The sequence below is a fragment of the Microvirga massiliensis genome, assembly GCF_001006805.1.
GTDB classification, from domain to species: domain Bacteria; phylum Pseudomonadota; class Alphaproteobacteria; order Rhizobiales; family Beijerinckiaceae; genus Microvirga; species Microvirga massiliensis.
In genome coordinates, this window is sequence record NZ_LN811358.1 from 94,803 (window position 1) to 105,956 (window position 11,154).

At 63.0% G+C, this 11,154-nt stretch carries 11 protein-coding genes; 9 read left to right on the forward strand and 2 right to left on the reverse strand.

The window, feature by feature from the left end; all coding sequences use genetic code 11:
- The coding region (locus tag BN1233_RS24615) for a penicillin acylase family protein (protein ID WP_425311745.1) at nt 1–1,012 on the reverse strand (1,012 nt) is incomplete at its 3' end.
- Between BN1233_RS24615 and BN1233_RS51185 the strand changes: the two genes are divergently transcribed.
- Entirely contained in the window at nt 986–1,342 is a 357-nt protein-coding gene (locus BN1233_RS51185) for an acyl-CoA thioesterase (RefSeq protein WP_187144362.1), read from the forward strand. The two genes, BN1233_RS24615 and BN1233_RS51185, sit on opposite strands and share 27 nt — an antisense overlap.
- A 101-nt stretch (nt 1,343–1,443) precedes the next feature.
- Here the strand turns inward: BN1233_RS51185 and BN1233_RS24625 are convergent, their stop codons facing one another.
- Nucleotides 1,444–2,175, reverse strand: a complete 732-nt coding sequence (locus BN1233_RS24625; protein ID WP_244470741.1) for a FadR/GntR family transcriptional regulator — start codon at nt 2,173–2,175, stop codon at nt 1,444–1,446.
- 332 nt (nt 2,176–2,507) lie between these two features.
- Between BN1233_RS24625 and BN1233_RS24630 the strand changes: the two genes are divergently transcribed.
- The 8 genes from BN1233_RS24630 (at nt 2,508) to BN1233_RS24665 (ending at nt 11,040) form a co-directional block, all read left to right on the forward strand.
- Nucleotides 2,508–3,713 (forward strand): branched-chain amino acid ABC transporter substrate-binding protein, encoded by a 1,206-nt coding sequence (locus BN1233_RS24630; RefSeq protein ID WP_046866551.1) that lies wholly within the window; start codon nt 2,508–2,510, stop codon nt 3,711–3,713.
- Between the two features lie 81 nt (nt 3,714–3,794).
- Nucleotides 3,795–4,736, forward strand: a complete 942-nt coding sequence (locus BN1233_RS24635) for a branched-chain amino acid ABC transporter permease (protein WP_046866552.1) — start codon at nt 3,795–3,797, stop codon at nt 4,734–4,736.
- A gap of 9 nt (nt 4,737–4,745) precedes the next feature.
- Nucleotides 4,746–6,038, forward strand: coding sequence for a branched-chain amino acid ABC transporter permease (locus tag BN1233_RS24640; RefSeq protein WP_046866286.1), 1,293 nt, complete (start codon nt 4,746–4,748; stop codon nt 6,036–6,038).
- Nucleotide 6,039: 1 nt separating this feature from the next.
- Nucleotides 6,040–6,804: an ABC transporter ATP-binding protein gene (locus tag BN1233_RS24645; protein WP_046866287.1), complete on the forward strand. Its 765-nt coding sequence runs from the start codon at nt 6,040–6,042 to the stop codon at nt 6,802–6,804.
- A complete protein-coding gene (locus BN1233_RS24650; RefSeq protein ID WP_046866288.1) occupies nt 6,804–7,511 on the forward strand; it encodes an ABC transporter ATP-binding protein in 708 nt (235 codons plus the stop codon). Before BN1233_RS24645 ends, BN1233_RS24650 begins: the two co-directional genes overlap by 1 nt.
- Entirely contained in the window at nt 7,508–8,299 is a 792-nt protein-coding gene (locus tag BN1233_RS24655) for an SDR family NAD(P)-dependent oxidoreductase (RefSeq protein ID WP_244470739.1), read from the forward strand. The genes BN1233_RS24650 and BN1233_RS24655 overlap by 4 nt, the downstream gene beginning before the upstream one ends.
- 21 nt (nt 8,300–8,320) lie before the next feature.
- Nucleotides 8,321–10,531 (forward strand): alpha-ketoacid dehydrogenase subunit alpha/beta, encoded by a 2,211-nt coding sequence (locus BN1233_RS24660; protein WP_046866289.1) that lies wholly within the window; start codon nt 8,321–8,323, stop codon nt 10,529–10,531.
- 17 nt (nt 10,532–10,548) lie between these two features.
- Nucleotides 10,549–11,040 carry a VOC family protein gene (locus BN1233_RS24665; RefSeq protein WP_046866290.1) on the forward strand — a complete coding sequence of 164 codons (492 nt, stop codon included), beginning with the start codon at nt 10,549–10,551 and terminating at the stop codon, nt 11,038–11,040.
- Nucleotides 11,041–11,154: the final 114 nt, after the last annotated feature.

The following is an 11,154-nucleotide window of genomic DNA, read 5'->3' on the forward strand; positions in this document are numbered from 1 at the left end:
GACCCTCGCTCAGCATCGCATCGGTGGAGGTCAGCGGCTCGAGAAGCTTGGTGAGTCGCCGTCCGTTGACCGTGTAGTCATCGGTCTGGAGCGCCATGGAATCCGCGAGCGTCATCTTCTCCTTGGAGGAGAGGACTTCCTTGATGCGGGTGATGCGCGACGGGTCGGACCACTCGAACCCGACCTTGCGCTCGGCCACCGGATAGCCGGCCGGGAGGTTCATCTCATTGGCCGTCGCGAACCAGCCCGACTCCGGATTGAAGACCTGGGGCAGTTCATCCCCTTTCAGGAACCCGGACCACTCGTAACGACCATCTCCCGGCACCGGCATCAGACCGTCCCAGTTCGGACGGCGCGGCGAGCGCCCGCCGGCAATCCAGCCGATGTTCCCGGAGGTATCGGCGTAGACCTGGTTCTCGGACGGTGCGCCCCAGTTCGCCATCGCCTTCTTGAAGCCGTTCCAGTCCTTCGCGGTCATGTACTCCGCGGAGTTGAAGTAGGCCGACGTCCCCGGCTCGAACCAGACCGTGCGCATCGCGAACGCCCGGCGCTGGGCAGGCTCGGCATAGAGGACAGGCCCGTGCCGGGTGAAGCGCAACTCGACCTCGCGTGCTCTTTCCCCCTTCACCTCGATCGTCTCACGAACGAGTTTCATGTCCTCCCATGCGTCGCGATACCGATACTGGTTGGGGTTCTGGGGATTGGTCTCGTAGACGAAGGGATCCTCCTGATCGATGGCAAAGATCGTGAGGCCAAAGGCGATCTGGTCGTTGTGCCCGATCGAGATACCCGGCAGGGCCGGTTCGCCCGCCCCGATCACCGAGAGGCCGGGTGCGTTGAGGTGCACGATGTAGCGCAGCGACGGCACGCCATATAATTCCCCAAGGTGTAATGTTGGACCGACAGGAGGAAACCGATGCGAGAGGTGATACCGGACCTGCACCAATTCCCATGGGTCACCGAGCACGATCTTCGTTTCGCGGATATGGACCCGATCGGGCACGTCAACCACGGGACGTTTTTGTCTCTGGTCGAGAGCAGCAGAAGCGCGCTGCTGTTCGGTGACGAGGTGCCACGAGCGGGGAATCTGCAATTTGTGCTTGCACGTCTGGAGATCGATTACCGGCGCGAACTCCACTGGCCGGGGCGCGTTAACTCGGCCACGGGTGTCGAGCGCATCGAAACGACCTCGCTCGGCTTGCGGCAGGCCGTGTTTACCGATCTGGATTGCGCCGCCGTCGTGCGCGCTGTGATCGTGGCGGTTGATCGTGAGGCGCACCGACCGGTGCCGATCCCCCCGTCGACACGCGACGCACTGGAGCGTTGGCGGATGCTGGCATAGATCACTCCGAGACGCATCGGCCGCTGCCGCATCGGCGTTTCTTGCCGAGCGGCTTGAATGATGACGGTAATCGGAGAACTCTCGGCCGGGCCGTGTCGGCACTATGCTCCTCGGTCAACCTCGACACTCGAGGAAACTTCCGGTGTGATTTGTGAGGGCTCAACCGGATCCGGCGAGCGGTACAGTTGCAGTCGAGCTGCGGCATTGCGGAGATGCGTTTCCGCTGCGGCGCGCGCCGCAGCGGGGTCTCGCGCTGCTATTGCATCGTAGATCGCTTGGTGCTCCGCTTGGACGCGTTCTGCAAGGCCCCGGAACCGGGCGGTGTTGGTGCGCGCCGTCCGGATTAGATTGCGTACCCGGTGCTCAAGAAAGTTGCTGAATGCGATGATGAACGGGTTGCGCGTCGCGGCGATGATCTCAGCATGAAAAGCGACGTCCTCGTCGACACCCGGTTCGCCGATCGCAACGGCACGCGCCATCGCCTCCAGCGCGCGGCAAATCTTGGCAAGATCGAAGTCCGTGCACCGCTCGGCGGCAAGGCTTGTCGCAGCGACCTCGTTCGCAATCAGGAACTCCAGGATCAGCGCCAATTCGACCTTGTCGTCGAGGTTCGGCTGTCGAAGCCGGAACGCCGCCTCGGGCGGCGTCTCCGAGACGAAGATGCCACGTCCCTGAAAACTTTCGACGAGTCCGTCGGACTTCAGAACACTGATCGCCTCACGGACTACGGCGCGACTGACGCCGAATGTTTCTGCCAGGACATGCTCGGTCGGTAGACGCTCGCCGGGTCGGAACACCCCGCGCTCGATCTCGTCTCGCAAGATCTCGGCCATTTCGCCCGCAAAGCTTTGCGAGCGTTTGAGTTTCCGTGCCCTAGAAAGCCGGTTCAGGTTCATTTCTCGATATGTTCCTACCGGAGTCGTGATTATCGCCCCGCCACATTCGTCAGGTACCGCGATAGACCGATGTCTCCGGTGCAGAATCTCTCATTTCGCTACTTGTCAGGCAAGCAGGTTAATGGGATAACTTGTCAGGCAAGCTGCTTAGCTCTCAATATAGCCGGCAGCGGTAATCGGCTGCCCCGATGTGGCATGCGGGCCGGTGTCCTCAGGGTCGAAAAACCAAGGAGAAGCACGTGAACAAATTGAACTACCTCGCGGGCGTAATGCTCGTCGCTTCCCTCACGACCGGGGTAGCAGAAGCGGAACCGTTGAAGATCGGCGTCCTCGAGAGTCTTTCGGGTGGCCAGACCTCGACGGGTCGTCCGTTTGCTACTGCTGCCGGGTTCGGAATCGACCTGATCAACCAGGCGGGTGGCTTCAATGGCGCCAAGATAGAGTTCCTCGAATACGATAACGGCGGCAATACGACTGGGGCAGCCGATAAGTTCAAGCAAGCCGTCGCTGACGGCGTGCACATCGTCGTCCAAGGCGCGTCATCAGCGATCGCCGGTCAGATTTCAGAGGATGTGCGCCGGCACAATCTCCGAAACCCCGACCGCCCCATTATGTTCATCAATCTCGGGGCGGAAGCGCTCGAACTCACGGGTGACAAGTGTCACTTCCACCACTTCCGGTTCACCACGACTGCGCCGATGCGGGTCGTTCCCCTTGTCTCCGCGATGAAGGAGAACGGCGACCTGGGCGGGAAAGTCTATTCAATCAACCAGAACTACTCCTGGGGCCGCGACATGGAGGCAGCCATCAAGGCGGCTGCGGATTCGGGCGGATACAAGGTCGTCGGCACCACGCTCCATGAGGTCAACAAGATCCAGGATTTCTCGCCGTTCGTGGCGACCATTCGGGATTCCGGTGCAGACACCGTCATGACGGGCAACTGGTCCAACGACCTTCTGCTTCTCATGAAGGCGGCCGGCGATGCCGGACTGAAAGTCCGCTTCGGGACGACCTTCCTCGATCAGGTCGGCAACATCGCAAATGCTGGAACGACTGCCCTCGGCCACTACGTCGCTCATCCCTACAACATCGCCCTGGACGACACCTCCTTCCCGGAGGATTTCAAGCGTGCAACCGGACACTACCCTGTCTATATCGAGCCGCAGTCGGTCAATGCGATGCGCGCGCTCGGTGAAGCCCTCAAAAAGGTGAACTTCAACGGTGGCAAGGTCGACGTGAACAAGATCGCAGCGGCACTCGAGGAGAGCAGCGTCAAGACTCCGATCGGCGAAATCACGGTCCGAAAGGAGGACCACCAAGCCATGCTGCCGGTCGTCGTGTCGAGAGTCGAAAAAGGCGCGAAATACCCCGTCGACGGTACGGATATGGGATTCAAGCCAGTGAAGACGCTGACCGGAGCCGAAGCGATCTACCCCGTACAGTCGTCCTGCAAGATGCAGCGCCCGCGCGCCTAATCTTTGCCCAAAGCTGCCGGTCCGGCTCGTCCCGCGACCGGCAGCTTCGACCATCTGCGCTCTCTCGGAGTCGAGCTGGCGATGGAATTCGTCCTCATCTCGGTCTTGAATGGGGTCACCTACGGGCTGCTCCTATTCATGGTCTCTGCCGGCCTGACGCTCATCTTCGGGATGATGGGCGTGCTGAACTTTGCCCACGCATCGTTTTACATGCTTGGCGCCTATGTCGGGTATACCGTCAGCCGCTCCGTCGGGTTCTGGCCGGGGCTGATCGTAGCCCCCATCGTCGTCGGCGCTCTCGGGATTTTCGTCGAACGGGTCCTGCTGCGTCGGGTGCACGCCTTTGGGCACGCGCACGAACTGCTTCTGACCTTCGGGCTCGCGCTCATCATCGAGGAGCTGATCAAGCTTTTCTTCGGCGATTTCCCGGTCTCGTATTCGATCCCGCAAGATCTGCGGTTCTCGGCCTTTACGGTCTTTGGAGCTGACTACCCGTTCTATCGGCTATTCATCGGGCTCGTTTCCGCGGGCATGTTCGTGGTGCTCTATCTCCTCTTATCACGCACCCGCGTCGGTCTCGTGGTCCGCTCGGCCGAGCGCCTGCCCGTGATGACCGAGGCACTCGGGCACAACGTACAGGCGGTGTTCATGGGCGTGTTCGGAACCGGCGCCGGTCTCGCGGGGCTCGCAGGTGCTGTCGCAGGCGCCTTTTTTCCCACGAACCCCAACATGGCGATCGAACTCGGCGTCGTCGTCTTCGTCGTGGTGGTCGTGGGCGGGCTCGGGTCCCTGATGGGCTCGCTCGTGGCTTCCCTCCTCGTCGGTCTGTTCACGTCCTTCGCGGCTGGCCTGAACTGGTCGCTCGCCGGCGCTCTGGATTTCGTCGGCCTGGGAGACTGGGCACGAGAAACCGGTGGTGTCCTGACCATCACGCTGTCCTCGCTCACGGGCACCATTCCGTTCCTGGTCATGTTGATCGTCCTTCTCGTCCGTCCCGCGGGACTGATGGGCGAACGGAGCTGAGGCATCCCGATGACGCGCTTCGCTCTTGCGGCTCTTGCGGTCACGGTGCTTCTGCTCCTCGCGCTGCCGCCCTTCGTCGGGCTCAGCATTCAGAACGCCCTGACCAAGATGCTCATCGCTTCGCTGTTCGCGGCCGCATTCAATCTTCTCGCTGGTCAGGCGGGGCTCCTGTCCTTCGGTCACGCGGCCTATTTCGGGATCGGCGCAATTGCGACGCTGCAGCTCATGCGCGCAATCGAGGACGGGAGCGCCGCTCTGCCGACGCCTCTGCTGCCGCTGGCCGGACTCGCGGCGGGCCTCGTGGTCGGGGCGATCGCGGGCTATTTCGCGACCAAGCGCGCCGGCGTGTATTTCTCGCTCGTGACGCTCGCCATTGCGGAGCTTCTCCACTCCTTGGCGCCGCACTGGGAGGGCGTGTTCGGCGGCGAAGCCGGCCTGTCCTCAATGCGCATGCCGTGGGCGGGGATCAGCTTCGGCTCGGCTCTGGAGGTCTACTACGTCACATTGGGGTGGGTGGTCGTCTGTCTGCTGCTGCTGTGGGCCTATACCCGCACGCCATTCGGCCGCCTCACCCTGGCGCTCAGGGAAAACGAGCAGCGTGTGCGCTTTCTCGGTTACGACACGCACACCACCAAGGTGGTCGTGTTCGCGATCTCGGCCGCCCTTTCGGGCGCTGCCGGAGGGCTTCTCGCGGTGGCGAACGAAACCGCCAATTACTCCCTCTTCTCGATTCACATGTCGGCACAGGTCGTGCTGCACACCTTCGTGGGTGGCGCGGGCTTCTTCTTCGGCCCCGTCATCGGCGCGAGCCTTCTCACCCTTTTCTCGGTCTTCGTCTCCGAGGCGACCCGATCCTGGCTGCTCTACCAGGGAATCCTCTTTGTGCTCGTGATGCTCTTCGCGCCGCGCGGGATCGGGGGCGTGATCGACATTCATCTGCGCCACTGGCGCCGGCTCGAATGGGGCTCGCTCGTCCCGGCCTATGCGCTCTCGCTCGTCTCGGCGTGCTGCATCGGAATGGCCGTGATCTTCGTGGTCGAGGCGACCGGGATCCTGCTCTCGGACCACTATGCCGCCCTGCGGCGCTCGAGCGGCAGCGCGCCTCCACTCACGCTGTTCGGTCAGAGCTGGGACCCGACCAGTCTGATGACCTGGGCGGTGCCGCTCATGCTTGTCGTGATCGGTGCAGTCCTTCTGCCGCCGGCGCGCCGCCAGGTGCGCGCCGCCTGGGATCGCATCCTCGAGCGGGCGGCGGTCGAGACGCAGCCGCTGCATCCGACATCGCTGCAACCGGCCAGATGACATGAGCACCAACGTCGCCCTCGAACTCATTGATGTCGTCAAGGCATTCGGCCCCTCGACGGTGATCCGAGGTGCCAACCTGCAGGTCCGTCGGGGCGAGCGGCACGCGCTCATCGGCCCGAACGGCGCAGGCAAGTCCACCCTGTTCCACCTGATCTCGGGCCTTTTCCCGCTGACCTCGGGCGAGATTCGCCTCCACGACCAGGTGATTTCCGGCCTGGAGCCGTACGAGATCAACCGCCGCGGGCTGTCACGTTCCTTCCAGATCACGAACATCTTCCCGCGCCTGTCCGTGTTCGAAAATTTGCGGCTTGGCGTCCTGGCGCGCCACGGCGTGCGGTTCGACCTCGTCAGGTCCGTCAACTGGCTTTCGCAGATCAATGCTGAGACTGCCATGCTGGTCGACAGGGTGCGTCTGTCCTCCAGATCCGATATCGCAGCCGGTGAACTGACCTATTCCGAGCAGCGCGCCCTCGAGATCGGGATGGCGCTGGCGACGGGTGCAGAGGTTATTCTGCTCGACGAGCCGACGGCCGGAATGTCGCGTGAGGAGACGGCCTACGTGGTCGAGCTGGTTCGCGAGGTGACCCAGGACAAGACGCTGCTCGTCGTGGAGCACGACATGAGCGTCGTGTTCGGCCTGTGCGACCGCATCTCCGTTCTCGTCTACGGTCAGGTTCTGGCGACCGGAACCCCGGAGGAGATTCGCACAAATCGCGCGGTTCAAGAGGCGTATCTCGGAGAAGAGCACGAGGAGGCAGCCTGATGCTGCTCGAAGTCGATGGCCTCCATGCTCATTACGGCAAGAGCCATATCCTCCATGGGGTAAGCTTTGCGGTGCCGCGCGACGGTATCGTAAGCCTCCTCGGCCGTAACGGCTCGGGTCGGTCGACAACGCTGAAAGCCATGATGGGCATCGTGCCTCCGACCAGCGGTCGTGTTCGTCTGGGCAACATCGAACTGACGGGGCGCCGACCCTATGCCATCGCTCGCCATGGTCTCGGCTACGTTCCGGAAGAGCGGCTGGTTTTTGCGAACCTTACGGTGCGGGAAAATCTCGCGATGGGGGTCCAGCGGTCCCAATCCGGCGAGCGTGCCTGGACCGTTGAGGACATGTATACCTACTTCCCGCGCCTGCGCGAGCGCCGCGACGTCAATGCTGGCTCTCTGTCGGGGGGCGAGCAGCAGATGCTGACGATCTGCCGTTCACTGCTCGGCAACCCGCAGGTCCTGCTCATCGACGAGCCGACGGAAGGCTTGGCTCCGAAGATCGTCGAGGTGGTCATGGATGTGATTCTCGACATCCGCCGCCGCGGCGTCGCCGTCGTTCTCGTCGAGCAGAAACTCACGATCGCCTTGCGCATCGCGGAGACGGTCTTCGTCATGGGACATGGTGAGATCGTGTTCTCGGGCTCACCCGAGGAGCTCCGGTCTCGGGAAGATGTCCGACGTGAATGGCTGCAGGTGGCATGATGAGTGAACAAGGCCACACTTCATATCTCGATCTCACGGGCAAACGCGTCGTCATCACGGGCGCCGCGTCCGGCATTGGCTTGGCCTGTGCCGAAGCATTCGCAAAGCAGGGTTGCCGACTCGTCCTGAACGATCTCAATGCGGCTGCCCTTGATACTCTCCTTGAGCAAATGAGCACACGCGGGATCGATACGGTCGGACAGGACGGCTCCATCGCCCTGCAATCGACTGTCGAAGCGCTCTTTGCACGCGCCGACGAGTCATTCGGCGGGGTCGATATCACGATCAACAACGCCGGAATCTCGCTCAACCGGCCCACCATGGATGTAAGCCTCGACGACTGGACACGTGCGATCGACGTCAATCTCACCTCCGTGTTTCTCTGCTCGAAAGCTTCGGCTGCGCGCATGCTGCCGGCGCGCAGCGGCGTCATTCTGAATCTGGCGTCGATGTATGGGGTGGTCGCAGCCCCGGAACGGCTCCCGTACTGCGTCTCCAAGAGCGGCGTCGTGATGATGACGAAGGCGCTCGCGATCGAGTGGGCGGAATCAGGGGTGCGGGTCAACGCAATCGCACCGGGCTACGTAAAGACTGCTCTCGTCGATGAGCTCGCGCGGGCCGAGCGGCTCGACCTTTCCAAGCTCGTGCAGCGGACGCCGCAGCATCGCTTGGCGCAGCCCGACGAGATCGCCGATCTCGCTCTGTTTCTCGCGAGCGGGCGTGCCGGCTATATCACCGGGCAGGTCGTCGGCGTCGACGGCGGCTGGACCGCCTATGGTTACATCTGAACGACACAAGAGACCTGATCCATGCCGATCCTGACAGACCTCAAGCCGAGTGCCCCGTGGCGCGAGATCAAGGCCACGCCGGATGACTGGGCTGCGGCCGACCCGCATCTGCTCGGCTCGATGCTGACCAATCTCCACGTCATCCGGGCATTCGAGGAAACGGTGCTCGAATTTGCCAGCGAGGGGCTGATGCACGGCCCGGCGCATTCCTCCATCGGCCAGGAAGGGGGGGCCGTCGGATCCTGTCTGCCGCTTCGAGCGAGTGACCAGGTGAACGGCTCGCATCGCGGGCACCACCAGTTCCTCGGCAAGGCGCTGGGCTACGTGGCGCCGGAAGGTCTCGATCCCGTTCGCGATCTGCCTGAGGTGGTCCCGTCCCTTCTGCGCAGGACGCTTGCCGAGATCGCCGGCCTCGCCGAAGGTTTCTGCAAGGGGCGAGGCGGGTCCATGCACCTGCGCTGGGCCGAAGCAGGCGCCCTCGGCACGAACGCGATCATCGGCGGCGGTGTGCCGATGGCGGCAGGCGCTGCGATGGCACACAAGCGAGCCGGCACCGGCGATGTCGTCGTAACTTATTTCGGCGATGGAGCCGTCAATATCGGTTCGGTTCTCGAGACCATGAATCTCGCAGCAGCCTGGAGCCTTCCGCTCCTCTTCTTCATCGAGAACAATCTTTATGCCGTCGCAACTCACATCGATGAGGCCACGCGCGAACCGCGCCTCTCTTCGCGCGGTCTTGGCTTTGCGATTCCGGCCTGGCGGGTCGATGGCATGGATCCGCTTGCCGTCAAGCTTGCGACCGACGAGGCGCTCGCTCATATGCGGGCCGGCAATGGTCCCGCGATCATTGAGGCCGAGGTCTACCGTTACTTTCACCAGAGCGGAGCGCTGCCCGGGAGCGCATTCGGCTACCGCCCGAAAGAAGAGGAGGAGGCCTGGCGTGCCCGCGATCCGCTGGAGCAGACCGCGCGCGCCATGATCGATCGCAAGCTCCTGACCAAGGCAGACGTCGAAGCTCTCCGCGATCGCATCAAAGAGGTGATGACCCGCTGCGCCGAAGCGCTGACGGAGCCTGCCGGCAACCGGCGCAAGGTGCGCGACGAACTCTGGCCCAGCCCGGATTTCCGCGATTTCGGTATCCGGGGCGATCTTTCGGAGCTGAAGGGAGTGCGCACTGCGGAGGAGACCCAGTTCGGCGGCGCCGTGGTCGAGCGCAAGTTCGTCGACGTCATTGCCGATGTCCTGCATCGGCGCATGGACACGGATCCATCCATCATCCTCATGGGTGAGGACATCCACCGCCTCAAGGGAGGAACGAACGGCGCGACGCGCGGTCTGGCCCAGAGCTTTCCGGACCGCGTGCTCGGCACACCGATCTCGGAGAACGCCTTTGCGGGTCTCGCCGGCGGCCTTGCCATGGACGGACGCCACAAGCCCGTGATCGAATTCATGTATCCGGACTTCATGTGGGTGGCGGCCGATCAGGTCTTCAATCAGATTGCGAAGGCTCGCCACATGTTCGGCGGCGATACCGACATGCCTCTCGTCCTGCGCACCAAGGTCGCGATGGGAACCGGCTATGGATCGCAGCACTCGATGGATCCGGCAGGGATCTTCGCGACGTCACCGGGTTGGCGGATCTTCGCCCCGTCGACGCCTTTCGACTACGTCGGCATGATGAACACGGCCCTCGCCTGCCGTGATCCCGTTCTGATTCTGGAGCACGTCGATTTGTATGTCAGCACGGGCCTCGCACCCGCAGATGATCTCGACTACTTCATTCCCTTCGGGCGCGCGAAGGTGGTCAGGGAGGGCTCGGATCTCACGGTTCTGACCTATCTCGGAATGGTAAAGCCGACGCTCGATGCCATCGAACGGCTTGGCGCCGATGCGGAGCTCGGTCTGGGCGTCGACGCCGAAGTCATCGACCTGCGAACACTCGACCGAGCCGGCCTCGATTGGGAGACGATCGGTGCCAGCATCCGGAAGACCCACAATGTCCTGATCGTAGAACAGGGGTCGATCGGTACCTCCTACGGCGGTCTGCTCGCGGACGAAATCCAGCGGCGGTTTCTCGACTGGCTCGACCAGCCGGTTCAGCGCGTCCACGGCGGCGAGGCGTCGCCGAGCGTCTCGAAGGTCCTCGAGCGCGCGGCAATCGTCGGACGAGAGGAGATCGAGGCAGGCTTGCGAATGGTCATGGCTGCCTGCGGCCGGCCGCTTGCGGCATGAGAGGCGGAGGAACGACAATGGCGATACGGATGGTGGCTCCCCTCGAGGTCGGAATCTGCTGTTCGGATCTCGATCGTCTCGCAGGGTTCTACATCGAGGTGCTCGGCTGCGAGGCGATCAGCACGATCGAGGTGCCGGCGGCGAAGGCCCGCGACGCCGCTCTCAGCAGCGACTCGTACCGCGTCATTCGACTCCAGACACCGCGCGGCGAGCGGATCAAGCTCCTCCAGCCCAGTGCAGCGCCAAAGTCTCGCGAGGAATCGGAATGGCTCCTGGAGTCACGAAACGCCGTCTATCTCACCTTCATCGTGGATGATCTCGACGCGATGCTGCATCGGCTCGGGTCGAGCAACGCCCGCCTCCTCACCGGTCCCACCAAGGTCGAGGTTCGGCCCGGCGTCTGGCTGGCCTTCCTGCGCGATCCGGAAGGCAACGTGCTGGAATTCGTCGAGTACCAGGATCTCGCGGCCTACCGTTCGGATCTCGAGTCTCGAGCGCCTGCCCGATAGCGCTCCGCGTCACAAACTCCGGCCCGTGCCACAGCGCTTTCGTCGTAATTCGTGCCCGAGCGTATGTCTGCTGCGCACGGAACATCGGAACTGGATCTCGGAAAGATCGAACTT